General features: G+C 65.4%; 19 protein-coding genes. 7 read left to right on the forward strand and 12 right to left on the reverse strand.

Annotated features, from left to right (window positions below):
- Positions 1-146 precede the first annotated feature (146 nt).
- From glgX to ACKLLE_RS12085, 7 genes are all read right to left on the reverse strand, one after another.
- Positions 147-2306, reverse strand: a complete 2160-nt coding sequence (gene glgX, locus ACKLLE_RS12055; RefSeq protein ID WP_009406545.1) for a glycogen debranching protein GlgX — start codon at positions 2304-2306, stop codon at positions 147-149.
- 94 nt (positions 2307-2400) lie between these two features.
- The gene (locus ACKLLE_RS12060; RefSeq protein WP_420058112.1) at positions 2401-2709 is read right to left on the reverse strand and encodes a DUF2934 domain-containing protein; all 309 of its coding nucleotides are present in this window, start codon (positions 2707-2709) and stop codon (positions 2401-2403) included.
- A 2-nt stretch (positions 2710-2711) separates the two neighbouring features.
- On the reverse strand, positions 2712-5498 hold the full coding sequence (locus ACKLLE_RS12065) for a malto-oligosyltrehalose synthase (protein WP_420058114.1): 2787 nt from the start codon (positions 5496-5498) through the stop codon (positions 2712-2714).
- A complete protein-coding gene (gene malQ, locus ACKLLE_RS12070; protein ID WP_420058115.1) occupies positions 5495-7561 on the reverse strand; it encodes a 4-alpha-glucanotransferase in 2067 nt (688 codons plus the stop codon). The genes ACKLLE_RS12065 and malQ overlap by 4 nt, the downstream gene beginning before the upstream one ends.
- A complete protein-coding gene (gene treZ / locus ACKLLE_RS12075) occupies positions 7558-9321 on the reverse strand; it encodes a malto-oligosyltrehalose trehalohydrolase (RefSeq protein ID WP_420058116.1) in 1764 nt (587 codons plus the stop codon). Before treZ ends, malQ begins: the two co-directional genes overlap by 4 nt.
- Positions 9322-9324: 3 nt before the next feature.
- The gene (gene glgA / locus ACKLLE_RS12080; RefSeq protein ID WP_009406540.1) at positions 9325-10875 is read right to left on the reverse strand and encodes a glycogen synthase GlgA; all 1551 of its coding nucleotides are present in this window, start codon (positions 10873-10875) and stop codon (positions 9325-9327) included.
- Between the two features lie 553 nt (positions 10876-11428).
- Positions 11429-11782 carry a response regulator gene (locus tag ACKLLE_RS12085; protein ID WP_420058118.1) on the reverse strand — a complete coding sequence of 118 codons (354 nt, stop codon included), beginning with the start codon at positions 11780-11782 and terminating at the stop codon, positions 11429-11431.
- 261 nt (positions 11783-12043) lie between these two features.
- On the opposite strand from ACKLLE_RS12085, the gene ACKLLE_RS12090 reads away from it, so the two are divergent.
- From ACKLLE_RS12090 to ACKLLE_RS12115, 6 genes are all read left to right on the forward strand, one after another.
- Positions 12044-15559, forward strand: coding sequence for a response regulator (locus ACKLLE_RS12090; RefSeq protein ID WP_420058120.1), 3516 nt, complete (start codon positions 12044-12046; stop codon positions 15557-15559).
- A complete protein-coding gene (locus tag ACKLLE_RS12095; RefSeq protein ID WP_009395346.1) occupies positions 15556-16377 on the forward strand; it encodes a CheR family methyltransferase in 822 nt (273 codons plus the stop codon). Before ACKLLE_RS12090 ends, ACKLLE_RS12095 begins: the two co-directional genes overlap by 4 nt.
- Complete coding sequence (locus ACKLLE_RS12100) at positions 16374-16949, forward strand: chemotaxis protein CheB (RefSeq protein ID WP_009395348.1); 576 nt, start codon at positions 16374-16376, stop codon at positions 16947-16949. The genes ACKLLE_RS12095 and ACKLLE_RS12100 overlap by 4 nt, the downstream gene beginning before the upstream one ends.
- Positions 16943-18181 (forward strand): hybrid sensor histidine kinase/response regulator, encoded by a 1239-nt coding sequence (locus ACKLLE_RS12105; RefSeq protein WP_420058122.1) that lies wholly within the window; start codon positions 16943-16945, stop codon positions 18179-18181. The genes ACKLLE_RS12100 and ACKLLE_RS12105 overlap by 7 nt, the downstream gene beginning before the upstream one ends.
- 54 nt (positions 18182-18235) lie before the next feature.
- Positions 18236-18613: a response regulator gene (locus ACKLLE_RS12110; protein WP_009395352.1), complete on the forward strand. Its 378-nt coding sequence runs from the start codon at positions 18236-18238 to the stop codon at positions 18611-18613.
- Positions 18614-18713: 100 nt separating this feature from the next.
- Positions 18714-19973 (forward strand): T6SS phospholipase effector Tle1-like catalytic domain-containing protein, encoded by a 1260-nt coding sequence (locus ACKLLE_RS12115; protein ID WP_420058123.1) that lies wholly within the window; start codon positions 18714-18716, stop codon positions 19971-19973.
- Positions 19974-20034: 61 nt separating this feature from the next.
- On the opposite strand, the gene ACKLLE_RS12120 is transcribed toward ACKLLE_RS12115, so the two are convergent.
- The 5 genes from ACKLLE_RS12120 to msuE form a co-directional block, all read right to left on the reverse strand.
- The gene (locus ACKLLE_RS12120; protein ID WP_420058124.1) at positions 20035-20883 is read right to left on the reverse strand and encodes an amidohydrolase family protein; all 849 of its coding nucleotides are present in this window, start codon (positions 20881-20883) and stop codon (positions 20035-20037) included.
- The gene (gene ssuD, locus ACKLLE_RS12125; RefSeq protein WP_420058125.1) at positions 20880-22016 is read right to left on the reverse strand and encodes an FMNH2-dependent alkanesulfonate monooxygenase; all 1137 of its coding nucleotides are present in this window, start codon (positions 22014-22016) and stop codon (positions 20880-20882) included. Before ssuD ends, ACKLLE_RS12120 begins: the two co-directional genes overlap by 4 nt.
- 62 nt (positions 22017-22078) lie before the next feature.
- Entirely contained in the window at positions 22079-23179 is a 1101-nt protein-coding gene (locus tag ACKLLE_RS12130; protein WP_420058126.1) for a sigma-54 interaction domain-containing protein, read from the reverse strand.
- Positions 23180-23188: 9 nt separating this feature from the next.
- Entirely contained in the window at positions 23189-24373 is a 1185-nt protein-coding gene (locus ACKLLE_RS12135; protein WP_064304255.1) for an acyl-CoA dehydrogenase family protein, read from the reverse strand.
- Positions 24374-24382: 9 nt separating this feature from the next.
- On the reverse strand, positions 24383-24949 hold the full coding sequence (gene msuE / locus ACKLLE_RS12140; RefSeq protein ID WP_420058127.1) for an FMN reductase: 567 nt from the start codon (positions 24947-24949) through the stop codon (positions 24383-24385).
- A gap of 344 nt (positions 24950-25293) precedes the next feature.
- Here msuE and ACKLLE_RS12145 point away from each other — a divergent pair, with 344 nt between their 5' ends.
- Positions 25294-25686, forward strand: a complete 393-nt coding sequence (locus ACKLLE_RS12145) for a DUF4280 domain-containing protein (protein ID WP_009395363.1) — start codon at positions 25294-25296, stop codon at positions 25684-25686.
- Positions 25687-25778: the final 92 nt, after the last annotated feature.

Genomic DNA, 25778 nt, shown 5'->3' on the forward strand with positions numbered 1-25778 from the left:
GTGAAAAGGCTTTGATGGGATTGTTCTTGGATACAAGCCCATGAAAATAAACGCTATTTCATTTTCGATATAGATCCTTGGTCTTTCAGCAGGGGTTGCTATTTCGAATCGTTGCAGGAGCGTGGCAAGCCACGCTCCTGCCGCGGTCATGCCTCCTCGTCCCGCACCAGTTCCAGCAACACCAGGCTGCGCCCGGTCACTTCGTACGGGCTGCCAAACGCCAGCTTCGGCGATTTGCGTCGCTTCGGTTGGTTGGTATCGATCAGCGCGCTCCAGTACTCGCCCTGGGGCACCTCGGGCAAGGTGAAGGGCACGGTGTCGTGGTGTGCATTGACGATCAACAGCAAGGTGGCGTCCGCCCCCGGCTTGCGGATCCCGGTGACCTGGGCGCGTCCGTCCATCAACATGCCCAGGCAGCGGCCATTGGCGTCTTCCCACTGCTCGACGCTCATTTCGTTGGCATCCGGCGCCAGCCAGGTGACGTCCTTGACCCCGATCGCTTCGTTGTAGTCGCCCACCAGGAAGCGCGCCCGGCGCAGGATCGGATAGCTCTGGCGCAGCCGGGTCAGGCGCTTGACGAAGGCCAGCAGTTCCTTGCCGTCTTCGTCCAGGTCCCAGTTGATCCAGCCGATCTCACTGTCCTGGCAATAGGCATTGTTGTTGCCGTGCTGGGTGCGGCTGAACTCGTCGCCGGCGACGATCATCGGCGTGCCCTGGGCCAGCAGCAGGGTGGCGAACAGGTTGCGCATCTGGCGCAGGCGCAGGGCGTTGATTTCCGGGTCGTCCGTCGGGCCTTCGACACCGTGGTTCCAGGACAGGTTGTTGTTGCTGCCGTCCTGGTTGTTTTCGTCGTTGTCCTCGTTGTGCTTGTCGTTGTACGAAACCAGGTCGCGCAGGGTGAAGCCATCATGGGCGGTGATGAAGTTGACCGATGCGTAAGGCCGGCGACCACGGCGGTTGAACAGCTCGCCGGAGGCGGTCATGCGCGCGGCGAAATCGGCCAGTTGGCCTTCGTCGCCTTTCCAGAACGCCCGCACGGTATCGCGGAAGCGGTCGTTCCATTCCGCCCAGCCCGGGGCGAAGTTGCCCACCTGGTAGCCGCCCGGGCCGCAGTCCCAGGGCTCGGCGATCAGCTTGACCTGGCGCAGCAAAGGGTCCTGGCGGCAGGCCACGAGGAAGCTGTGGCGCTCGTCGAAGCCCTCGTGGTAACGGCCGAGAATGGTCGCCAGGTCGAAGCGGAAACCGTCCACATGCATCTCGCCGGCCCAGTAGCGCAGCGAGTCGGTGACCAGCTGGAGGACGCAGGGATGGCTGAGGTCGAGGGTGTTGCCGGTGCCGGAATCGTTGATGTAGTAACGCTTGTCATCGGGCATCAGGCGGTAGTACGAGGCGTTGTCGATACCGCGCATGGACAGGGTCGGGCCAAGCTCGTTGCCCTCGGCGGTGTGGTTGTAGACCACATCGAGGATCAGCTCCAGGCCGGCATCGTGCAGGTGCGCGACCATCTCCTTGAACTCGGCGATCTTGCCCTTGGCCAGGTAACGCGGATGGGGGGCGAAGAAGGCGATGCTGTTGTAGCCCCAGTAGTTGTTCAGGCCTTTTTGCAGCAGGTGCTGGTCGTTGACGAAGGCATGGATCGGCAGCAGCTCGATGGCGGTTACGCCGAGGTCCTTGATGTGCCCGATCAGGTCGTCGTTCATCAGCCCGGCGAAAGTGCCGCGGGCGGCATCGGGCACGGACGGATGGCGCATGCTGATGCCGCGCACGTGGGCTTCGTAGACGATGGTCTTTTCCCAGGGCGTGCCCACACGGCGGTCGCGGCCCCAGGTGTAGGCCGGGTCGATGACCTTGCACTTGGGCACGTAGGGCGCGCTGTCACGTTCATCGAAGCTGAGGTCGCCGTCCGGGTGGCCGATGGTATAGCCGAACAGCGCCTCCGACCATTTGAGGCTGCCCACCAGTTGCTTGGCATAGGGGTCGATCAGCAGCTTGTTAGGGTTGAAGCGATGGCCGTTGTGCGGCTCGTACGGGCCGTGCACGCGGTAGCCGTAGATCAGGCCGGGATGGGCATCGGGCAGGTAGCCGTGGAAGATCTCGTCGGTGTACTCGGGCAGCTCAATGCGCTCGATCTCGGTTTCGCCGCTGGCGTCGAACAGGCACAGCTCGACCTTGGTGGCGTTGGCCGAGAAGATGGCGAAGTTGACCCCTAGGCCATCCCAGGTCGCACCGAGGGGGAAGGGCAGGCCTTCACGGATGCGCGAGGGTTCGGTGTGTACGTTTGCGGGTTTTTCTTGACGACGGCTCATGGGTCACCTGAAGCGATTCTAGGGGTACAGGAGGCCTGCACGACAGCCCGGAGGCTGTCGCGTGTGGCGGATCAAACGATTTGGAAGCCCGGGATCAGAGCGGGGCGGGTTTCTTCGGTGCGCGCGGTTTTTTCGCCGCCGCCGCCGGCTTGCTCACGGCAGGCTTGCTGCCCAGGCTCGCAGCCGGTTCGGCCTTGGGCTTGGCCGCGGCCCTGGGCTTGGCCGGCGTGCTGGCGGCCTTGCCCGCCGCCTTGCCGGCGGACTTGGCTTGCGGCGCCAGGGCTTCGGCCTCGGCCAGCTTGCGCGCCATGTCCCAATGGCGCTCTTCCTGGCCTTCGGGTTTGCCTTCCGACTCCCAGATCTGGTACGCGAATTCGCGTATGCGTTTTTCTTCGACACTCATGGCTAGGCTCCTGATGACTCGATGCGATCGATAAAGAGATTCACGGGAAAGTGTTCCAGCGCGCTGTTCAGCCACAGCTCTCTGTTGTGTGTGACTACGCGCTGCTCGAAAAGTCCCGAACAGTTGCTGGCAGGCAGTTCGAACGGCAACAGCACCCGCGTGTCGTCCCAGTTCTGCGCCGGGATCAGCGGTTGCGCCTGGCCACCGAGCAGGCCGGCGGCCAGGCGTGGCACGACGACCACCGCCTGTTGCCCGTCGTGCACACGGGCGAAGGCCAGGACACGCTCGGCATGCTTGCCAAGCACCTGCAGCGGCAGGTAGTCGCCGTGCAGGAACAGGTCCGGGAAGCGTTGGCGGCGCTCCAGCACCTGGCCGATCAAGGCTTGCTTGATCCGCCCGTCGCGCCACTGGCCGAGCAGTTCGCCGACGGGCAGGTCCTCGCCCAGGGCCTGGCGCCGGGCAGTGAAGTCCACGGGACGGCGGTTGTCCGGGTCGACCAGGCTGAAGTCCCAGAACTCGGCGCCCTGGTACAGGTCCGGGATGCCCGGGGCGGTCATGCGCAGCAGGGTCTGCACCAGGCTGTTGAGCGCACCCGGGCACGCCAGCGCCAATGCCGCTTCGGCGATGGAACGACGCAGTTGCTGGCATTGGGCGTCCAGCAGGATGGCGTCAAGGAAGGCCGCGCAGGCCGCTTCGTAAGGCTCGTTGTTGGCGCTCCAGCTGCTGCGCAGCTTGGCTTCGCGCAGCGCCTTGACCTGCCACTGCCGCAGGCGCTCGGCATAGCCGCGCAGGCCGGCGTCGTCGTTCGGGTCGAGGTCCAGCGGCCAGCTGCCAAGCAGGGTCTGGTAGAGCATCAGTTCGTCACCGGCAGAGGGCGCCGGGCCGTCGGCCAGTGCTTGGCGCAGCGGTGTGGCGAGCTCGCGCCAGTGTTCGACGCGATGGGCATACCACTCCGGCCGCTCGCTGATCACCGCCAGCCGCGCGCGCATGTCTTCGCCGCGCTTGTGGTCGTGGGTGGCGGTGGCCAGCAGGTTGCCCGGAAACGCCGCCAGGCGTTGCTGGCAGTGGGCGTGAAAGACGGCGGGCGACGCGCTGAAGCGCTCGGAATCGAAGCCGACGTCGTTGCGCGACAGCAGTACCGCCGAACGATAGAAGGCGGTGTCCTCGACCGCCTTGGCGGCGGTGGGCGAGGTCAGTTGCTGGAAGCGCACGCAGGCATGGCGCAACTGTTTGCGCGCCCGTCCCGGCGGCAGGCTGCGCCAAGGCTCGCCGCCGAGCCAGCGTTGCAGGTAGTCGAGGACGTTGGCATCGGCATCGCCCAGGCTGGCCCGCGCCTGCTCCAGGGCCTGCTGGAAGAAAGCCTCGTCCTCGGCAGGGCGGCCACAGGGGCCGATGTAGGTGCGGTACACCGGGTAGTGCTCGACCAGCGCCTGCAATGCCCGGCGAATGGCGCCGAGGGTCAGGTCGCGACTCATCACATCGTTGCGGGCGACCTGCAACAGAGCCTGGGCCACCGACTCGAAATCACCGGCCAGGGTGCCCTGCAACACCAGTTGACGCGCCTGGCGCACTTCGTCGGCGAAGGCCGGACGCTCGCTGAGGTCCTGCCATAGCGCGGTCAGCGCAGCTTCGCCGGCCGGGTCGTGCTGCAACAGCGAGACCTGGTTCATGAATTCGTAGCCCGTGGTGCCGTCCACCCCCCAGTCGCGGTGCAGGCGCTCATCGGCGCCGAGGATCTTCTCGACATAGATCGGCAGATGCTCCAGCGCCGCGTCCAGCGGTCGCCCGGCGAGCAGGGCGGTGGTGCGCCGGCGCAGCTTGCGGCAGTAGCCGCGCGGGTCGGCCAGGCCGTCGATATGGTCGATGCGCAGGCCGTCCACCAGGCCCCGGGCGATCAGTTCGAAGACCTTGCCGTGAGTGGCTTCGAACACGGCCGGTTTCTCCACCCGCAGGCCGCCCAGCTCGTTGACGTCGAAGAAGCGTCGCCAGTTGATATCGTCGGCGGCCGTGCGCCAGCTTGCCAGCCGGTAGTGCTGGCGTTCGAGAAGGGCGTGCAGGCGCTGGAAACCTTCGGGCTGGCGCGAGTCGAAGCCCTCCAGCAAACGCTCGATATCCACCGCGTGCTGGGCATTGCGCGCCAGCCCGGCCAGCGCTTGCAACTGCGCTTCGGCCTCGTCCGGGTTGGCGCAGGCAGCGAAGCGTCCGGCCAGCTCGCGCAGCTCGCTTAACTGGCTGCCGGCGAGGATCAGGCCGTAGTCCGCTGGGCTGATGGGGAAGCGATGGTCGTGGTGGTGGATAAGGAAGTGTCCGCTGGCAGCGTCGAACCGCAGCGGCGCGGCGCCTTGCTGCAGGACCTTGCCGTAGTCGTCGGCGAGGAAGGGCAGGAGCAGTTGGCCTTCGAGCAGCGGATCCGGGGAGTGCCACTGGATATCGAAGAACTCGGCATAGCGGCTGCGCCGGCCCCAGGCCAGCAGGTCCTGCCACCAGCGGTTGTGTTCGCCGCCCACGGCCATATGGTTGGACACGATATCCAGCAGCAGGCCCATGCCGTGCTGGCGCAGGGCGGCCACCAGCCGTTCAAGGGCCGCTTCGCCGCCCAGCTCCGGGTTGACCCGGGTCGGATCCACCACGTCATAGCCGTGCATGGAGCCGGGGCGCGCCTCCAGCAGCGGCGACGCATAGACATGGCTGATGCCCAGCCGGGCGAAGTAGGGCACCAGCGGCACGGCATCGTCGAGGGTGAAACCTGCGTGGAATTGCAGGCGCAGGGTCGCGGTCAGGGCTTTCATCGGTCGCGCTCCCAGGCTTGTTCGCGCGCTTGCGCGAGGAGTTCGAGGCGGCGCGCGGCGTCGGCGTCGTCGAGCAGCGCCGCGGCCGGGGCGGCGAAGCGCCGGCGCCAGTTGGGATGTCCGTCGATGGTGCCGGGCAGGTTGGGTTGTTCATCGACCCCTAGCAGGTCTTCCAGCGGCAGCAGCACCAACGGGGCGCGGGTATGGCCGAGCAGGCGCACACTGGCGTCGATCACGGCATCGGGGTTCTGCAGCGGGGTGTGATAGTTGCGTTCCAGCAATTGGCCTAGTCCCTTGATTTCGGTCTGTCGGGTGTCGCGCCAGTCGCGTTCGGTGATGGCGTCGATCAGTTGCAGGCGGTGGTTCCAGTCGATGTCCCGGGAGGCCAGCCAGCCGGCCAGCGGCGGCAGGTCGTGGGTGCTGGTGGTGGCCAGGGCGCTGTCGGGCCAGTCGAGGATGGGTTTGAAATGCCCCGGCGGGTCCTGCTCGAAAAGCAATACGCGCATGCCGAGGATGCCCCTGGCCGCGAGCTTTTCCCGCAGGCCCTCGGGCACGGTGCCGAGGTCTTCGCCAAGGATGATCGCCCGGTGGCGTACCGACTCCAGCGCCAGCAGGCGCAGCAGGTCGTCGATCGGGTAATGCAGGTAGGCGCCTTCCTGGGCACTGGCTCCGGCGGGAATCAGCCACAGGCGGTAAAGGCCCATCACATGGTCGATGCGCAGGCCGCCGGCATGGGCCAGGTTGGCCCGCAGCATTTCGATGAAGGCGCGAAAGCCATTGCGCTTGAGGCCCTGCGGCGAGAAGGCGCTGATCCCCCAGTTCTGTCCGGCGCGGTTGAGGATGTCCGGGGGCGCGCCGACATGCACGTTGGCAAGCAACTCGGCCTGCCGGCTCCAGGCCTGGCTACCGGCACCGTCGGCGCCCACGGCGAGGTCGGCGATCAGGCCCACGGCCATGCCCTGGCCACGTGCGGCCTGCTGCACCCGTTGCAGGCCACGGGCTACCAGCCATTGGCAGAACGCGTAGTACTCGATGGCGGCCGGGTAGTGCTCGGCGAACCGTGCCACTTCGAGGCTGCCCGGGTCACGCCAGTCGTCATGCCAGTTGCGCCAGTCGGTACCGATGCCGCGGCTGGCGGCGGCATCGAGCAGGGCTTCGTAACGGCAATGGTCCTCCAGCGGCTGGCCACCGGCCTTGCGAAAGCTTTGGAAATCCTCTCGCAGCGGATGCTCGCCGCGGCTGAAATCCCGGTACAGCGCGCGCAGCAATTTCTGCTTGGCTGCCGCGGCCAGGGGCCAGTCGATCAGCGGCAATTGCTCGAGCTCTTCGAAAGGCTGTTCAAGGGACTCCTTCGCAACCCGTACCACCCGCTCGCCGAGCAGCAGTTCCGGGCTGGCGTACAGGGCATTGTAGAACAGGCGGCTGGACGGCGAATAGGGGCTGAAGGTGTGGCTGTCGTTGGCGAACATCGCATGGGTCGGACTGATCGCCAGCGCGTCGGCGCCGCGTTCGGCTGCGCTGCGGGCCAGGGCTTCGAGGGCCTGGCAGTCGCCGAAGCCGCCATCACCGGGGCGTCGCAGGCTGTACAACTGGGCACTGACGCCCCACGCGCGGGGCGTGGCCTGGTGCTGCGCGTCGGCCAGGGTGAAGCAGCGCTGCGGCGCCACGGCAACCGTGAAGCCCTCGCCGTTTATGTTCAGGCGGTGGTAACCGATCGGCAAACCGGCCGGCAGCTTGCCATGGGCATCGAGGCGCAGGGCTTGCTCGCTGCCGTCTTCCAAGGTTGCGTGGACCAGGCTGGCGCCGTCGAACCAGCGCGACAGGTCCAGCGGGGCATCGACATCCGCGGTCAGCAGGGGCGGCAGGTGTTGCCCGTCCTCGACGTCTTCCAGTGCCGCCAGGCTGCTGGCGACGCTGTCCGGATCGTCGGCGGGGTGGCCAAGGGCGCCGAGGATCCGGCGCAGATTGGCTTCGCTGACCTGCTGTGCACGGCCGTTGGCGTCTATCCAGTCCACGGCGACGCCAGCGCGTCGGGCCAGATGGTGCAGTTGCAGGTCACTCATGGGGCAGGCTCCGCTGCGGTGGTGGAATCGAGACTGACCAGGGCGCTGTACGGGTGCAGCGTGCCTGGCTGGTGCACTTCTTCAGTGCAGTTGAACAGCGGTTGATAGGTAGCCGGCAGGTGCGTCTGCACCGGATCCGGGCCGAGGTTGAGGTCGATGCGCAGTTCGCTGCCGTTACCCAGGCGCCAACGGGCACTGACTGCCCTGTCGCCGAGCACCTGTGCACCCAGTGCGCGGGTGCCGGGCAGATGGGGCACGAGGTGTTGGCGACGCAGGTCCAGCAGCCGTTTGTAGAAGGCCTCCCAGTCGTCGCTGTCGGCGTTGCGCCGCGGTCGCGAGTCGAGGAAGGTCTGCAGCGCGTTGGGGTCGGGGATCCGCGCCCTTTGCGCCGGGTCGGCAAAGGCGGCGAAGCCCTTGAACTCGGCGCGGCGGCCTTCGCGCACGGCGTCGGCCAGTTCGTCGTGATGGTCGGTGAAGAACAGGAACGGCGACTCGCTGGCCCACTCGTCGCCCATGAACAGCAGCGGGATCATCGGCGACACCAGCAGCAGCGTGGTCGCCGCGCGCAACGCCTGGGGCGAACACAGGCTGGACAGGCGCTCGCCCAGGGCGCGGTTGCCGGTCTGGTCGTGGTTCTGCAGGAACAGCACGAAGGCCGTCGGCGGCAGGTGCGCGCTCGGTTCGCCACGGGGCGTGCCGTGGTGGCTGGTCTCGCCCTGGTAGACGAAACCTTCGCCCAGGCAGCGCGCCAGGCGCTCGGTCGGCGCCTGGAAATCCGCGTAGTAGCCTTCCTTCTCGCCGGTCAGCATGACGTGCAGGGTGTTGTGGCCGTCGTCATTCCATTGGCCATCGAAGGCGCTTTCCAGAAGGCTCGCCTGGTTCGCTTCGTTCTCCAGTACCAGCCAGCAATGGCGGTCCTCGCCGCAATGCTGGCGCACGGCGCTGGACAGCACGCGGAGAAAATCGGGGTCCTCGATGGCATGGACCGCGTCCAGGCGCAGCCCATCGAAGCGGTAGTCGCTGAGCCACATCAGCGCGTTTTCGATGAAGAAGTCCCGCACTTGCGGGCGGCGGAAGTCGATGGCGGCGCCCCAGGGCGTGTGCTTGTCCTCGCGGAAAAAGCGTTCGGCGTAGCGGTGCAGGTAATTGCCATCCGGGCCGAAGTGGTTGTAGACCACATCGAGCATGACCATCAGGCCCAGGCCATGGGCCTGGTCGATCAACGCCATCAGTTCGTCCGGGCTGCCGTAGCTGTGCTGCGGCGCGAAGGGCAGGACGCCGTCGTAGCCCCAGTTGCGCTCGCCGGGAAACTGGTTGATCGGCATCAGCTCGATGGCGGTGATGCCCAGTTCGGCGAGGCGCGGCAGCTCGCGCATGACCCCGGCATAGCCACCGAGCAGCCCGACATGCAGTTCCTGGATGACCGCCTCGGTCCATGGCCGTCCGCGCCACTGCTCATGGCGCCAGTGATGACGCCCGGGCGCGACGACCTGGCTCGGGCCATGCACGCCCTGGGGCTGGAAGCGCGAGGCCGGATCCGGCACCGACAGTTCGCCATCGATCCGGTAGCGGTACAGGGCACCCTGGGCGCAGCGCCGGTGCAGGCGGAACCAGCCGTCGGCCTCGGGGGCCATGGCGAACGTGGCGCCGTCCAGTTCCAGTTCGACGCTACGGGCGTCAGGTGCCCAGAGCGAGAAGCAGGTGCGCTGGCCGTCTTCGACCAGCGCTCCATGGGTGAAGCGCAGGGGCAGTGCCGGCATGGCTCACCCCCGTACGCACGTGGCGCGAACGACCAGGTCCTCGTAGAGCCGGGCGTAGGGTTCCACTGCCTGGCACCAGTTGAAGGGTTGGGTCATGGCCAGGCAGCGCATGGCGTTGAGCAGCGGCTTTTTCTCGAACACGTAGAAGGCCCGGCCCAGGGCTTCGCGATAGCTCTCGACGGTGGATTCGTCGAAGAGGAAGCCGGTTACGCCGTTTTCGATGGTGTCGGCCAGGCCGCCGGTGTTGCGGGCGATCGGCAACGAGCCAAAGCGCTGGGCGTACATCTGGCTCAGGCCACAAGGTTCGTAGCGTGACGGCATCAGCAGGAAGTCGCTGCCGGCGAACATGCGCCGGGCATCGGTTTCGTTGAAGCCGATGCGCACGCCGATCCGGCCCGGGAAGCGCAGGGCCAGCTCGCGCATGGCCTGTTCCTCTTCGGGCTCGCCGCGGCCGATCACCGCGAGCTGGCCGCCCTGCTGGACGATGTACTCGGCCACGCCCAGGGTCAGGTCCAGGCCCTTCTGGTAAACCAGGCGCGAAACCACGGCGAACAGCGGCCCGGTGGAAGGCTCCAGGCCGAACAGCTCGCGTACCTGGGTGGCGTTGGCCGCTTTGCCTTCCCAGTCGTTCAGGCCGAAATTATGTTGCAGGTGGCTGTCGGTGGCCGAGTTCCAGCTCTCGTCGATGCCGTTTGGGATACCGCTCAGCAGCCCTTGCTGGGCCTTGCTGGCGAGGAAGCCGTCGAGTCCGCAGCCGAACGCCGGCGTGGTGATTTCGCGGGCGTAGGTGGCGCTGACCGTGGTGATGTGGCTGGAGTAGGCCAGGCCCGCCTTGAGGAACGACAGCTTGCCGTAGAACTCCATGCCTTCCTGTTGCAGCGCATGCTCGGGAATCGCCAGCTCCGGGCAGCAGCCCAGGCTGTGCACGCCCTGGTAGGCAAGGTTATGGATGGTGAACAGGGTCGGCGTGTTCAGGCCGCGCCAGTGCATGTAGGCGGGGGCCAGGCCCGCGGGCCAGTCGTGGGCATGGATCAGTTCGGGCGTCCAGTGGACCATGCCTTCGCCGGCGGCGATTTCCGCCGCCGCCAGGCCCAGGCGGGCAAAGCGGATATGGTTGTCCGGCCAGTCGCGACCGTTGTTGGCGCCGTACGGCGTGCCTTCGCGCTGGTACAGCTCGGGGCAGATCAGCACGTAGATGACCAGGCCGTCGGGCAGGTCCATGCGCCCGATCTGGCAAGGCGGCAGGGCGGCATGGCCACCGAGGTGGCCGACCACATGGATGGGGTAGTCGCTGTCCATGACCTGGGGGTAGCCCGGAATCAGCACCCGCACATCGTGCAAATGGCGCAGGGCGCGGGGCAGGGCGGCGGAGACGTCGCCAAGGCCGCCGGTCTTGACCAGGTCGGCGATTTCCGAAGTGACGAACAAGACTTTGCGTTTGTGCCGGTTCTGCCTGTTATCGCCAATGAAGCCACGGCCGGTGGTGACGATATCACTGCCCACGGGGGCGCTGGTGTCTGGATTGAACTGCGGTTCGACAGCGGCACTGATCATTTAACTTCTCTCCGTCCCTTGTACTGATGGGCGATTCGCCCGAATTCGATGCCTGTATCCCTTCTCTCTTTTTCTGCTGGCGGTGTTGCGTCCCTGTCGTCCGTGCAAGCGCTGCGCCAATCGGCGCTCCAGCCGTTGACGAGGTGACGAAGGGTAGAGATGGGCGGGCCGCGTCCGGAATGCCGGAAACGATGACCTACTTGAATTCCTGACTGGCCGGTTTCACGGAAGGTTCAAACTTTTTTGGATGGTGCTTCCGTGCGGCTGGCAGGCAGGATTGATGAGTGTAGGAGACGCTGGGGGTGGGCGTGACCCGTTGGTCACAATTTTGCGTTCGGGGCAGGGAGAGGGGGCCTATCACGGTATCTGAATAGTGATGGTCACTATTTGCACGCCGGGAGATCTTCAGCGTTCTCCAGATCGAGCGCCGCCCGCGCGGCGCTCGATCTCAAGGGCGCCGGAAAAGTCATGACAAGCACCTGCCAGCCCTGATGCGATCTACTGGCGGGCTTTCTACCTCAAAAGATATGCAGAAACCCATGCCTATTGCGGCCTAGCCGAGGATCGCCTTCATCTTGTCGCGCAACTGATCGATGCCGAAGGGCTTGCTGATCATGTGCATGCCTTTGGGCAGGTCGATGCTCTGCCCATAGCCGCTGGCGAACATGATCGGTAGCTGCGGCCGCAATTCGCGGGCCTGGCGGGCCAGTTCCTTGCCGTCGATACCGGGCAGGCCGACATCGGTGAGCATCAGCGCGAACTGCTGCCCACTGCGCAGCAGTGCGAGGGCTGTTTCCCCGTCTTCTGCTTCCGTGACCTCGTATCCCAGTTCCTCAAGTACGTCGAGCATCAGCATGCGCACGATGTTGTCGTCTTCAACGACCAGAAGCGGGAGGGTGTCGGGCATGGGTGACTCCTGAGGCAATGATGGTTACTCACTCTGTAAGCGGCACGCGGCTGGAAGTTCCCTGGGGCGACCTGGTTGAGCATAGCGGGGCCGTGATAATGCACGGAACGAATCCGGACGTCATGCCTCAAATGCTGGCTTTATGCCCTGCCAATAGCCGCGAAGACGGATAGACTGGGACATCAGCGCCGTTCCGGTCGCGCTCGCGCCCGACCCAAAGCCCAGAAAACAATTGTCACACTCTGCCGCATGGACCAACAGATGAATCAGTCAAGCCCTATCGACCAGCAGCGCTTCCAGAAGCTGTTGGTGCGCAACATCAGCCTGCCCCTGGGAGTGGGGCTGCTGAGTGCCGTGGTGTTCGTTGCGGTGATTGCGTACCTGCTTTCGGTGATCCAGTGGGTCGGGCATACCGACCGGGTGATCAACAACGCCAACGAGTCGCTCAAGCTGTCCATCGACAAGGAAACCGGCATGCGTGGTTTCCTGCTTACCGGGGAAGAACACTTCCTCGACCCTTACGAACTGGCCAAGCCGCGTATCGCGGCGCAGATGAATACCCTGCGCGAGCTGGTGGCGGATAACCCGGTCCAGCTCGATCGCCTTAGCCGCCTCGAAGCCCTGCAGGCCGAATGGAATGCCTTCGGCAAGGAAATGATCGACCGGCGTCGCAATGGCGACGATTACCGCTCCGACATCGAGGCCGGTCGTGGCAAGCGCCTGACCGACCAGATCCGCAAGGAATACGAGGACTTCGTCGCCCTGGAGCAGCGCCTGCGGGCCGAGCGCAACGAGCAGGTGAGCACCACCACCTGGGTATCGATTTCCCTGTACCTGCTGTTCGTCGTGGTGGTCAGCGGCCTGCTGGCCTGGGTCGGGCGGCGCGACCTGGTCAACCTGTCGCGCAGCTACCAGGCCAATATCGATGCCCAGGAGCGCTCCACCCAGCGCCTGGAGCAACAGGCCTGGATCCGGAGCGGGCAGACCCAACTGGCCGAGCGTGTGCTGGGGCAGCAAACGCTGCCGACCCTCGGGCACAACATCCTGCAGTTCTTCTCCAACTACCTCGGCAGCGTGGTCGCTGCGCTGTACGTGCGCGACGAGTTCGACAACCTGCATCGCGTCGCCAGCTACGGCTTTTCCCGCGACCAGGAAGCCCTCGACCAGGTGGTCGGCCCTCGTGAGGGCCTGGTCGGCCAGGTGCTGGTGCAAAATCGCTTGCTGGCCCTGGAGGAAGTGCCGCAGGACTACTTCAAGGTCAGTTCGGGCCTGGGCGACGGCCTGCCGCGCAGCGTGATGCTGATGCCGATGACCCATGACGGGCAGATCAACGGGGTGATCGAACTGGGCTTCCTGCGCCCGCTGAACCCGCGCGACCATGAGCTGCTGGAGCGGGTTGCCGGCAACCTCGGCACCTCCATCGAAAGCGCCCGCTATCGTCAGCGCCTGCAGGAAGTGCTGGCCCAGACCCAACAGCTCAACGAGGAGCTGCAGGTCCAGCAGGAAGAACTCAAGACCGCCAACGAAGAGCTCGAGGAGCAGTCGCGGGTGCTCAAGGAGTCCCAGGCCCATCTGGAAACCCAGCGTGCCGAGCTGGAGCAGACCAACGAGCAACTGGCCGAGCGTACCGAAGCCCTGGCCTCGCAGCGCGACGCCCTGGACATCAAGAACAACGAACTCAACGAAGCGCAGATCCAGTTGCAGGAACGTGCCGAGGAGCTGCAGCGGTCGAGCAAATACAAGTCGGAGTTCCTCGCCAACATGTCGCACGAGCTGCGTACGCCGCTCAACAGCACGCTGATCCTGGCCAAGCTGCTGGCCGAGAACCCGCAGGACAACCTCAGCGACGAGCAGGTCAAGTACGCCGAGTCGATCTACTCTGCCGGCAACGACCTGCTCAACCTGATCAACGACATCCTCGACATCGCCAAGGTCGAGGCCGGCAAGCTCGACGTGCGTGCCGAGACCTTCCAGGTGGCGCGCCTGGCCGACGGCCTGCGCGGGCTGTTCGAGCCGCTGGCGGCGGACAAGGGCCTGGCCTTCGCCGTCAACGTCGAGCCGCAGGTGCCGGCGACCCTGTACTCCGATCGCCAGCGCCTGGAGCAGATCCTCAAGAACCTGCTGTCCAATGCACTCAAGTTCACCGAGCAGGGCCAGGTCAGCCTGACCGTGGCCGCGCAGCCCGGCGGCGGTGTGGTGTTCCGCGTGCAGGACAGCGGCATCGGCATTGCCGCCGATCAGCAGCAGGCGATCTTCGAAGCGTTCCACCAGGCCGACGGCACCACCAATCGCCGCTACGGCGGAACCGGCCTGGGCCTGTCGATCTCCCGTGACCTGGCGCGCCTGCTCGGTGGCGAGATCGAAGTGCAGAGCACTCCGGGGCAGGGCAGCGTATTCAGCCTGAGCCTGCCGGAAAGCTACGAGCCCATCGTCGACCAGACGCCATCGCTGGCGCCTGTTCGTGCGCAGCCGCTGGTACCGGCCGTGCCGACCCCGGCACCGCGGGTGGCGGCGCAGGGCGTGCCGCCGGCCGAGGGCGCGGTGCGTCGCCTGGCTTTCGAGGACGACCGGCACAAAGCGCCGTTCAGCAAGCGTTGCATCCTGGTGATCGAGGACGAGCCGAACTTCGCCCGCATCCTCTTCGACCTGGCCCACGAGCTGGGCTACAACTGCCTGGTCGCCCATGCCGCCGACGACGGCTTCGACCTGGCCGAACGCTTCGTCCCCGACGCCATCCTGCTGGACATGCGCCTGCCCGACCACTCCGGCCTGACCGTGCTGCAACGTCTCAAGGAACAGGCCGCGACCCGACACATCCCGGTGCACGTGATTTCCGTCGAGGACCGTATCGAGACCGCGCTGCACATGGGCGCGGTGGGCTATGTGGTCAAGCCCACCAGTCGCGAGGAGCTGAAAACCGTCTTCGCCCGCCTCGAAGAGAAACTCACCCAGAAGCTCAAGCACATCCTCCTGGTCGAGGACGACGACCTGCAGCGCGAGAGCATTGCCCGCCTGATCGGCGACGACGATGTGCAGATCACCGCCGTGGGTACCGCCCAGGAGGCCCTGGAACTGCTCAAGGCGCACATCTACGACTGCATGGTGATCGACTTCAAGCTGCCGGACATGCCGGGCAACGAACTGCTCAAGCGCATGACCGTCGACGAGATCCAGTCTTTCCCGCCGGTGATCGTCTACACCGGGCGCAACCTGAGCCGCGATGAAGAGACCGAACTGCTCAAGTATTCGCGTTCGATCATCATCAAGGGCGCGCGCTCGCCGGAGCGGCTGCTGGACGAAGTGACACTTTTCCTGCACAAAGTCGAATCGACGCTGTCCCACGAAAGGCAACGCATGCTGCGCACCGCGCGCAGCCGCGACAAGGTCTTCGAAGGACGCAGGATCCTCCTGGTGGACGACGATGTGCGTAATATCTTCGCCCTGACCAGTGCTTTGGAGCACAAGGGCGCCCTGGTGGAGATCGCGCGCAACGGTCGCGAGTCCATCGAACGCCTGGAGGAGCAGGGCGGTGATATCGACCTGGTACTGATGGATGTGATGATGCCGGAGATGGATGGTTTCGAGGCGACCCGCCTGATCCGCAAGGACCCGCGCTGGCGCAAGCTGCCGATCATCGCCGTCACCGCCAAGGCAATGAAAGACGATCAGGAACGCTGCCTGCAGGCAGGCGCGAACGACTACCTGGCCAAGCCGATCGACCTTGACCGGCTGTTCTCCCTGATCCGCGTGTGGCTGCCGCAACTGGAGCGAATTTGACTAGCGAGCGTAATACCGACATCGAAATCCGCCTGCTGATCGAGGCCATCTACCTCAAGTACAGCTACGATTTCCGCGACTACTCCGGCGCTTCGATCAAGCGCCGGATCCTGCATGCCGTGCGCCAGTTCGACTGCGCCACGGTGACCGCGCTGCAGGAGAAGGTGCTGCATGACCCGGGCATCTTCCTGCAATTGCTGCAGTACCTGACCATCCCGGTCAGCGAGATGTTCCGCGACCCCAGCCACTTCCTTGCGCTGCGCCGTGAGGTGGTCCCGCACCTGAAGACCTGGCCGTCGATCAAGATCTGGATCGCCGGCTGCAGCACCGGCGAAGAGGTGTATTCCATGGCCATCCTGCTGCGCGAGGAAGGCTTGCTGGAACGCACCATCATCTACGCCACGGACATCAATCCCAACTCCCTGGAGAAGGCCAAGCAGGGCATCTACAGCATGGACGCCATGCGCACCTACGAGCGCAACTACGTGGCTGCCGGCGGTACCCGGGCATTCAGCGACTACTACACCTGTGCCTACGGCAACGCCATCATGGACGGCAGCCTGCGGGAAAACGTGACCTTCGCCGACCACAGCCTGGCCACCGATAGCGTGTTCTCCGAAACCCAGTTGGTGTCGTGCCGCAACGTGCTGATCTATTTCAACAAAGACCTGCAGGATCGTTCCTTCGGGCTGTTCCATGAGTCCTTGTGCCACCGCGGGTTCCTCGTTCTGGGCAGCAAGGAGACCCTGGATTTTTCCGCCTATGCCAAACGTTTCGAGGCGCTGGTCAAGCCCGAACGGATCTACCGCAAGCTATGAGACGCATCGAAGCGATCGTCATGGGCGCCTCGGCCGGCGGGGTCAGCGCGTTGCTGACGGTAATGGCCTGCCTGCCCAGGTTCTATCGCCTGCCGCTGATCTGCGTGCTGCACCTGCCCGATGACCACGACAGCCGCCTGGCCGAGGTCTTCGCCCGCAGGCTGGGACGGCCGGTGGTGGAGGCGCGGGACAAGGAAAGCATCGAGGCGGGGATGATCTACGTTGCCGGGCCCGGCTATCACCTGTCGGTGGAGCGTGACCGCAGCCTGTCCCTGAGCCAGGAGGAGCGCGTGCACTTCTCCCGGCCATCGATCGATATCCTCTTCGAATCCGCCGCCGACGCCTATGGGGCAAACCTCGCCGGAGTATTGCTGACCGGGGCCAATGAAGATGGTGCCGCCGGTCTGGCACGAATCAGCCAGTACGGTGGTCTGAGCATCGTCCAGGACCCGGCCGAAGCCCAGGTCCCGGCCATGCCGGAGGCAGCGCTGGCGCTGCATCGGCCCGACCATATACTCCCTTTGAATGGCATCGGGCATTTGCTCGCCAAGCTGGAATCACAAGAATGCTGAGCCACATCCAAGCCAAACTGCTGATCGTCGACGATCTTCCGGAAAACCTGCTGGCGCTCGAAGCGCTGATCAAGGCCGAGGATCGCGAGGTCTACCAGGCAGGCTCCGCCGACCAGGCCCTGTCGCTGCTGCTCGAGCACGAATTCGCCCTGGCCATCCTCGATGTGCAGATGCCCGGCATGAACGGTTTCGAGCTGGCCGAGCTGATGCGCGGGATGGAGAAAACCAAGCACATCCCCATCGTCTTCGTCAGCGCCGCCGGGCGCGAGATGAACTATGCGTTCAAAGGCTATGAGAGCGGCGCGGTGGACTTCCTGCACAAGCCGCTGGATACCCTGGCGGTGAAGAGCAAGGTCAAGGTCTTCGTCGAGCTGTATCGCCAGCGCAAGGCCCTCGACCGTCAGGTCCAGGCCCTGGCGCGCAGCCAGCAGGAGCAGCAGCAACTGCTCGAACAGCTGCAGGTGGCACGGGGCGAGCTGGAGCGGGCCGTGCGCATGCGCGACGACTTCATGTCGATCGTGTCCCACGAGGTGCGTACGCCGCTCAACGGGCTGATCCTGGAGACCCAGCTGCGCAAGCTGCACCTGTCCCGGGACAACGCCGACGCCTTCACCCTCGACAAGATGCGGGCCATGGTCGAGCGCGACGAGCGCCAGATCAACAGCCTTATCCGGCTGATCGAGGACATGCTCGATGTGTCGCGGATCCGCACCGGCAAATTGTCCATCAGCCCGTCGCGCTTCAACCTGACCCAACTGGTCGGTGGCCTGGTGGAGAACTTCGCGGCCCAGGCCGCGGCGGTCGGTTCGGTCATCGAACTGGAAGTTGCCGGGCCGCTGGAAGGCATCTGGGACGAGTTCCGCATCGAACAGGTGATTGCCAACCTGCTCAGTAACGCCTTGCGTTACGGTGCCAAACGGCCGGTGCAGGTGCGCGTGCTGGAAGACCAGGGCATGGCCTGCGTCGAAGTGCGCGACCAGGGCATCGGCATCAGTCCGGAGAACCAGCGGCGGATCTTCCAGCAGTTCGAACGGGTCGCCTCCAACCACAGCGTCGCCGGGCTCGGCCTGGGGCTGTATATCTCCGAACAGATCGTCCTGGCCCACGGCGGGCGCATTTCGGTCAGCAGTGCCGAAGGCGAGGGTGCGACGTTCCGCGTGCATCTGCCGCTGGTATGCGATGTGCATGAACAAAATGATGAAAGTGGTCGCTCCGAAGCAACCTCTGCGTAGCCCCGGGGTCAGTATGGTCATCATCACCCGAATGAAAAGAATCAAGGCGTTGGCATGAGCGTAGATGCGCAAGATGTAGTACTGGTCGTCGAGGACGAGCCGGTTATCCGTATGGTCCTCAATGACTACCTGTCGGGGGAGGGCTACCGCGTCCTCCTGGCCGAGGATGGCGCCCAGGCGTTCGAGATCCTCGCCAGCAAGCCGCACCTGGACCTGATGGTCACCGATTTCCGCCTGCCCGGCGGAATCTCCGGGGTCGATATCGCCGAGCCGGCGGTCAAGCTGCGGCCTGACCTGAAGGTCATCTTCATCAGCGGCTATCCGGCGGAAATCCGCGAATCCGGCAGCCCCATCGCCTTCCGCGCGCCAATCCTGGCCAAGCCGTTCGACCTCGATAGCCTGCGCGAACAGATCCAGGCGCTGCTGGCCTGAGCATCAGCCTGTTCGTACGCGCTGAGTCGATTTCCCTTATACCCCGCGATTGCGCGGGGTGATCCGATCGGTTCCTTGTTCTCACGACACAGGAACCGTCATGAATCCGACACTCCCTCCGCGACATCAGGACATCACTCTCCACCTTGGGCTGTTCTTCGACGGCACCGGCATGAACCTGCATAACAGCGGGCAAGACGGGGCTGGCAGCTATGCCAGGGGCAAAAGCAATGTGGCACGGCTGTTCGAGCGCTACCGGCACAGCCTGCATGTGCCCGCCGATGCACGGCAGGCTGCGCTGGCCTTGTACATCGAAGGTATCGGCACTGCGTGCGGCGAGCCCGACGCCCTGTTCACCCAGGCTACCGGGCGGGGCGCCTCCGGCGTGGCCGCGCGGGTAGCACAGGTGCCGAGCCAGGTCGAGGCGTTGCTCCAGCGTTTCCTGGTGGCCAACCCGTCGCTGGCGGTTTCGGGCATCAAGCTCGATCTGTTCGGATTCAGTCGTGGCGCCGCGGCCGCACGGCACCTGGCCAACGACCTGCAGGGGCTGCGCAGCGTCTGCGGTGATCTGCCGGTGAGCCTGAATTTCATCGGTCTGTTCGACACGGTGGCCAGCATCATCGCGCCGCTCAAGGGCAACCTGAGCGCGGCCAATGCCGACTTTGACGGCTTGCGCCTGGCCCTGCGCGCCAATCAGGCGCGGCGGGTGGTGCATCTGGTGGCGGCGGATGAGCGGCGTTTGAATTTCCCCCTGGTTGCCGGGCCGGACGACCGGCTGTTGCCTGGGGATCACTGCGATATCGGCGGGGGCTATCGGGACGGGCTCGAGCGTCTGGTGCTGGAGCGGCCATTCAGCAGCCTTGAGTGGGCGCATGTGCCGCTGGAAAAGACCCGGGCCTGGCAACTGGCGAGCCAGTGCCTGGAGCGTCGTCGCCAGGAATGGGAGGCACTGGGGCTGAGCGTGCAGCTGCAAAGTCGCAGCATCGATCAGCCTTTCCTGCCCAAGCGCGATATCCAGCGGGAAAAGCGGGTGAGGGTGTGGATTCAGGGGGAGCGCCAGGTGAGTGGCGCGTTGTCGCGCGTGTATCTGCGCTTGATGCATGAGCGGGCGGTGCAGGCCGGCGTGCCGCTGGAACCGGACGACTGGACCTTGCCCGAAGAGTTGCAGGCCATCGCCGCCAAGGTGCTCGGCGGGCAGGCGCCGGATGCGCAGGAGATCGGCCTGCTACGGCGTCGCTACATCCATTGCTCGGCCAACTGGAACGCAGAGCTGTATTCGGACAGTCCGCTGCTGGACAGCCTGTTCATCGACCGGCCTACGGCGGACGGGGTCAGGGTGGTTCATTCGGTCATCGAATGAGCAGGGCTCCGTCGCTGACAACGCCGGTTCCCAGGCGTTGCCAGCGAGGGAGCCGGCTGCATCAGCCAGGCGTCAGCACCCTGAGCGCATTGCGGTAGAAGAACTTCTCCACCACCTCATCCCTGAAGCCCAGGCGCTGCGCATCCTCGATGCTCTGCCCGATCGGGCGGAAGGTATACGAGGAGCCGAACAGCAACTGGTCGCCCAGGAAGCCGTTGGCTGCTTGCACGTACCCTTCGCTGCCGGGCTGGAACAGGTACATGTCCGGTACCAGGTGGATATTCTCGTAGCGGAAGGCCACTCCGATAGCCTGCGGCACATTCGGCCAGTAGCCATGGCTGACGACGATCTTCAACTGCGGGAAGGCCCGCGCCACCGCAGCCAGGCGCCCCGGATCGTTGTAGGCCGGGTCCGGGGTGGTCGGCCCGCTCATGATGAACAGCGGCACACCGCGTTTTTGCAGGTGCTCGTAGATCGGCCAGTACAGGCGGTCGTCCGGATGCCGCGCAGGCTCGGCAAAGCCCGGCTCCAGGTCGATACCGGCAAGGCCCAGCACATCGATGGCCCGGTCGATTTCCGCGAGGGCACCTTCTATCCCTTGCAGCACCGGCTCCACCGCGCCGATGCCGAGCAGCTCGCGATGGCCGTGGACCACGCTGTGGACCAGGTCGTTGGACAGATGCTGCCCCGGGGTGTGCCGGCCCACCACCACGGCCTTGTCCAGCCCGGCTGCGCGGATTTCACCGAGGAAACCTTCCTGGGTCAGGGACCGCTCGAAATGGTTGTCGGCACCCCGGGTGCCGACCCGGCGATTGAGCCAGCGTGCGGTGTCGTGCTCGGGCGAGCCGGGTACGCCGCCAAAGAAAGGGTGCAGGTAGGCCGGGCGGCAGCGCAGGTCGATGATCTTCATGCCGCCTGCTCCTTGCCCTTGCCGGCACGGACATCGAAGGCACCGCCGGTGAAGGCGCCGTCCACGGTGACCTTGCCCTTGCCCGGCAGCAGCGGGAAGACCAGCTCGGCGAAGCGATAGACTTCCTCCAGGTGCGGGTAGCCGGACAGCACGAAGCTGTCCACTCCCAGCTCGGCATATTCCAGCAGACGGGCGGCGACGGTTTCTGCATCGCCGACCAGCGCGGTCCCGGCGCCACCGCGCACCAGGCCGACCCCGGCCCAGAGGTTGGGGGCCACTTCCAGCCGGTTGCGATCACCGCCGTGCAGCGCCGCCATGCGTCGCTGGCCTTCGGAGTCCATCTTCGCGTAGTTGGCCTGGGCCGCGGCGATGGTGGCGTCGTCCAGATGGCTGATCAGTTCGTCGGCCGCGGCCCAGGCGGCTTCGCTGGTTTCGCGGACAATCACGTGCAGGCGCACGCCGAACCGCACGGTCCGGCCATGCTTCGCCGCGCGGGCACGCACGTCGGCAATCTTTTCGGCCACCGCGGCAGGCGGCTCGCCCCAGGTCAGATAGGCATCCACATGCTTGGCTGCCAGCTCATGGGCAGCGGGCGAGGAGCCCCCGAAGTACAGCGGCGGGTAGGGCTGCTGCACCGGCGGGAAGAAGTTCTGCGCGCCTTCGACCTTCAGGTGCTTGCCCGCGAAATCGACGTTCTCGCCCTGCAGCAGGCGACGCCAGATGGTCAGGAACTCGTCCGAGGCTTCATAGCGCTGGTCGTGTTCGAGGAATACGCCGTCGGCGGCCAGCTCGGTGGCATCGCCGCCAGGCACCACGTTGAGCAGCAGGCGCCCGTTGCTGGCCTGGTCGAGGGTCGCTGCCTGGCGCGCCGAGGCGGTGGGGTTGCCCAGCGAGGTGCGCAGCGCCACCAGCAACTTGATGCGCTGGGTCACCGGCACCAGGCTGGCGGCGGTGACCCAGGGGTCCAGGCAACTGGCGCCGGTGGGGATCAGCAGGCCGTCGTAGCCGAGCTGGTCGGCAGCCACGGCGATCTGGCGCATGTAGGCGTTGGTCGCCGGACGGCCGCTGGCGGAGTGGCCAAGGTAGCGGGTGTCGCCGGAAGTCGGCAGGAACCAGAAAATATCGAGACTCATTGCAGTGTCCTTGTTGCCATCGTTGGTAGGTAGGCACGCGTAGCAAGGGGCTTTATAGGAATTCAGATCGACAGATTGATCACCCGGCCATCGAAGCCGCCGGGGGCAGGTCGGCGCTTGTTGACCACCAGTTCGTCGATGCGGATCAGGTGGGTGCGGGTGATGTTGCGCGACAGGCCGAGCAACTGCGCGGTGTGCACCTGGTTGTAGTGGCAGAAGTGGTAGGCGGCGCGCAGCAGGGCGTCCTCGACCTTTTCATGCAGGCCCTCGCCCTGTTCCTCGAAGAGTTGCAGCAGGGCGCGCTGGAGCAGTTCGTCAGCGCTTTCCTGGCGTGGCTTGTTGTCGCCCTCGCGCTCGATGCGCAGGCTCGACAGGTGCAGGTCTTCTGCGCGGATCACCTGGTCGCGGCACAGCAGCAGGGTGTGGTGGATGACGTTTTCCAGCTCGCGGATGTTGCCGGGCCAGTCGTAGCTGGCCAGGCGCTGGCGGGCTTCTTCGCTGAGGCTGACTTCGGCATAGCCGAGGCGCCGGCTGTATTCGGCGATGAAGTGCCGGGCCAGCGGCAGGATGTCCCCCGGCCGTTCGCGCAGCGGGTGCAGTTGCAGGCTGACCACGTTCAGGCGGTAGTACAGGTCTTCGCGGAAGTGCCCGGCGTTGATGGCCTTCTCCAGCTGCACGTTGGTCGCCGCCAGCACCCGCACATTGATCGGGATGCTCTTGCGCGAGCCCAGGCGCACCACTTCGCGCTCCTGCAGCACGCGCAGCAGCTTGACCTGGATCGGTATCGGCAGGTCACCGATTTCGTCGAGGAACAGGGTCCCGCCGTCGGCCTCCTCGAACCAGCCGGCCTTGGCGGCCAGGGCGCCGGTGAAGGCACCTTTCTCATGGCCGAACAGCTCGGCTTCCACCAGCGACTCGGCAAAGGCGCCGCAGTTGACCGCCACGAACGGCCCGTTGCGCCGGCCACTGAGGTTATGGATATGCCGCGCCACCAGTTCCTTGCCGGTCCCGGTGGCGCCGATGATCAGCACGCTCGCCTCGCTGGGCGCGACCTGTTGCAGGTGGGCCAGCAGCGCTTGCGAGCGCGGGTCTTCGAAGACCTGCGCGGTGGCGCGGATCGAGGTGGCCAGGGTCGGGGACGGGGGCAGGGTCAGCAGTTGCATGGTCGGGCCTTATGAGTAGAAGGTCGGAGTCGGGCGCGTACCGTTGAGCGCCCATTCGCCGAGCTCGTGGACGCGGTAGTCCAGCGGGTCGTGCAGGGTCTGGGTGCGCAGGTTGCGCCAGTGCCGGTCGAACCGCAGCGAGGCGTGGGTGGCACGGGCGCCGGTGACCTCGAACAGGCGATTGCAGATGTCCAGGCCGTGGCGGGTCGCGGCAACCTTGGCGGTACCGATGGCCAGGGCCAGTTGCCCGCGCTCCTCGGCACCCAGGGCGGTGCCCTTGGCCCAGGCCTGGTCGAGCAGGTCGGCGGCACGGCCGATCAGCAGGCGCACGCTTTCCAGGCCGACCCAGAACTCGCCGTAATGGCGCAGCACATGAGGGTCTTCGCCGCTGTGGCGGGCGCTGGAGCGGAACCACGGACGGCTTTCGTTGAGGGTGTACTGGCGCGCTTCGGCGAAGGCGCCTTCGGTGATGCCGAGGAACAGGTTGGCGAAGTGCAACTGGGCGATGAGCGGCCGCAGGCAGGCGAACGGCGTGCTCAGCGGACCGGGATCGAGGAGCAGCTCGCCGTGTTCGATGCGCACCCGCTCAAAGGTAGCGCTGCCGCTGTCGGTCTGGCGCTGGCCGATATTGTCCCAGTCGCCGTGCAGGGTGATACCGCTGCGCGCACTCGGTACGGCGGCGATCAACAGCTTGCCGCCGGCGCTTTCATCCACTGCCGAGGCAATGAGCATTTCCGAATCGCTGGCGCCGGAGCAGAAGCTCTTCCTGCCGGAAAACTCCACCCAGCCATCGAAGCGCTTGACCACGGTGCGTGTGTCCAGCGGGTTCAGGGCATTGCCCCAGAACCAGTGCTTGCGCGCGGTCTGTTCGAACCAGGGCTCCCACTGCTCGGGGCGAGAAAACAGGCGCACGGTGGCCAGCATCAGGTGCTGGAAACCGAAGACGTGGGCGATGGAGCTATCGACCCGGGCGAATTCGCGGGTCACTTCCAAGGTTTCGCTCCAGCTGGCGCCAAGGCCGCCGTACTGGGTCGGAATGACCAGGCCGAGCAGGCCGCTGGCGCGCAGGGCATCGCGTTCGGCTTTCGGCGTGCCGCCGCGGGCGTCGCGTTCGACGGCGGTGGCGGCAAATCCGGCAGCCAGCTCACGGGCGATTTGCAGTGGGGTTTGCAGGGTAGGCGAAGGCAGGGTCATGGGCATGCCTCAAGCGATCTTGCGGGGTGCACTGTCGATCACCCCGCCAAGCACGGCGGCGGCGCGTTCCGCAGCCAGGGCGATGCGTGCCTGCAAGGCCGGGCTGGTGATCCGGTAATCGTCGAAATCGGCTTGCGAGGCGTAGACGCCGATCGGCAGGGTCAGGGCCTGGAAAAAACTGAACAGCGGGCGCAGTTGATGATCGATGACCAGCGCGTGGCGCTCGCTGCCGCCGGTAGCGGCGAGCAGCACCGGAGTGTCGATCAGGGCATCCTGGCCAATCAGGTCGAACAGGTGCTTGAACTGGCCCGGGTACGAGCCGCGATACACCGGGGCGGCGACGATCAGCAGGTCGGTCTGTTCGATGGCCAACAGTTGTGCCTCGACGTCGGCGGGCAATTCGCTGCGTGATAGGGCGCCGCCGACGGGGCGGGCGATGTCGCCCAGTTCGATGACCTGCACGTTGAAGTCCAGATGCTGGCCGAGTGCGCCGATCAGGGCCTCGGTCAGGACCAGGGTGCGCGATGGGCGCCAGGCCCCACCGGAAACGGCGACGATGTTGAATGCGGTGCTCATTGATTCGGATTCCTTGGCGCTGTGGTTTTCCTGGAATGGAGCAAGAGCCGTTCCAGTTTCCATAAGCCTTATGAATCAATGGGTTGCATTGGTATCGCGGCTACCCGAGGTGTTGGCATGGAAGGCAACTGTTGCCCAGGTGTTGCTGGGTGAACAGTTGCCCGGCGAACAGTGGCCGGGTGAACAGGTTTTTAGAGAAGTTTTGATATGCAGTCCAATTATCAATAAAGCTAGATAAATAACTGGAAGAAATATGCCGGTGATCGGGACCGCTCGGGAGAAGGAAATGTCATGGGAATGGGGTAGAGTCGGACACTTCGATTCCCACGGATTGGAGCTTGCTGATGTCCTGCCCCCAAGTCTGCACCGGCGCCTTGCTGCAATGCAGCTTCGGTGCTGCGCCTTGCGCGCTGAATGTCCTGCCGGTCAACCGGGTGATGGTCGGTGGGGTGCCGGCGGCGAACATCATGGACCATATCCCGCTGGTCAATATCCCCACCTTCGGCATGTGCACGAGCATGGCCAACCCGATGGTCGCCGCCGCTACCGCCGCCGCCCTCGGGGTGCTGACGCCGATGCCGTGCATCCCGGCCACCGCCTCGCCATGGATTCCCGGCGCGCCCACGGTGCTGTTGGGCAACATGCCGGCGCTGGATGCCAACAGCATGCTTATGTGCAACTGGGCCGGGGTGATCAAGATCAACTTCGCCGGCCAGGTCCAGACCCTGATTCCTTGAGTTGCCTTGAGGGCCTAATCGCTGGCAAGCCAGCTCCCACAGCTCAAATCCCTGTGGGAGCTGGCTTGCCAGCGATTAGGCCCTCAAGGATC

It is taken from the genome of Pseudomonas bharatica, assembly GCF_048586865.1.
GTDB classification, from domain to species: Bacteria; Pseudomonadota; Gammaproteobacteria; order Pseudomonadales; family Pseudomonadaceae; genus Aquipseudomonas; species Aquipseudomonas bharatica.

Excerpts from the sequence above, each read along its gene's own strand:
- ACKLLE_RS12110 (WP_009395352.1), top strand. The coding sequence starts at position 18,236 with ATGAGCGTAGATGCGCAAGATGTAGTACTGGTCGTCGAGGACGAGCCG.
- ACKLLE_RS12130 (WP_420058126.1), bottom strand. The coding sequence starts at position 23,179 with ATGCAACTGCTGACCCTGCCCCCGTCCCCGACCCTGGCCACCTCGATC.
- ACKLLE_RS12090 (WP_420058120.1), top strand. The coding sequence starts at position 12,044 with ATGAATCAGTCAAGCCCTATCGACCAGCAGCGCTTCCAGAAGCTGTTG.
- glgA (WP_009406540.1), bottom strand. The coding sequence starts at position 10,875 with ATGATCAGTGCCGCTGTCGAACCGCAGTTCAATCCAGACACCAGCGCC.
- ACKLLE_RS12065 (WP_420058114.1), bottom strand. The coding sequence starts at position 5,498 with ATGAAAGCCCTGACCGCGACCCTGCGCCTGCAATTCCACGCAGGTTTC.
- malQ (WP_420058115.1), bottom strand. The coding sequence starts at position 7,561 with ATGAGTGACCTGCAACTGCACCATCTGGCCCGACGCGCTGGCGTCGCC.
- ACKLLE_RS12145 (WP_009395363.1), top strand. The coding sequence starts at position 25,294 with ATGTCCTGCCCCCAAGTCTGCACCGGCGCCTTGCTGCAATGCAGCTTC.
- treZ (WP_420058116.1), bottom strand. The coding sequence starts at position 9,321 with ATGCCGGCACTGCCCCTGCGCTTCACCCATGGAGCGCTGGTCGAAGAC.
- ACKLLE_RS12115 (WP_420058123.1), top strand. The coding sequence starts at position 18,714 with ATGAATCCGACACTCCCTCCGCGACATCAGGACATCACTCTCCACCTT.
- ACKLLE_RS12105 (WP_420058122.1), top strand. The coding sequence starts at position 16,943 with ATGCTGAGCCACATCCAAGCCAAACTGCTGATCGTCGACGATCTTCCG.
- ACKLLE_RS12120 (WP_420058124.1), bottom strand. The coding sequence starts at position 20,883 with ATGAAGATCATCGACCTGCGCTGCCGCCCGGCCTACCTGCACCCTTTC.
- ACKLLE_RS12100 (WP_009395348.1), top strand. The coding sequence starts at position 16,374 with ATGAGACGCATCGAAGCGATCGTCATGGGCGCCTCGGCCGGCGGGGTC.
- msuE (WP_420058127.1), bottom strand. The coding sequence starts at position 24,949 with ATGAGCACCGCATTCAACATCGTCGCCGTTTCCGGTGGGGCCTGGCGC.
- ACKLLE_RS12085 (WP_420058118.1), bottom strand. The coding sequence starts at position 11,782 with ATGCCCGACACCCTCCCGCTTCTGGTCGTTGAAGACGACAACATCGTG.
- glgX (WP_009406545.1), bottom strand. The coding sequence starts at position 2,306 with ATGAGCCGTCGTCAAGAAAAACCCGCAAACGTACACACCGAACCCTCG.
- ssuD (WP_420058125.1), bottom strand. The coding sequence starts at position 22,016 with ATGAGTCTCGATATTTTCTGGTTCCTGCCGACTTCCGGCGACACCCGC.
- ACKLLE_RS12060 (WP_420058112.1), bottom strand. The coding sequence starts at position 2,709 with ATGAGTGTCGAAGAAAAACGCATACGCGAATTCGCGTACCAGATCTGG.
- ACKLLE_RS12135 (WP_064304255.1), bottom strand. The coding sequence starts at position 24,373 with ATGACCCTGCCTTCGCCTACCCTGCAAACCCCACTGCAAATCGCCCGT.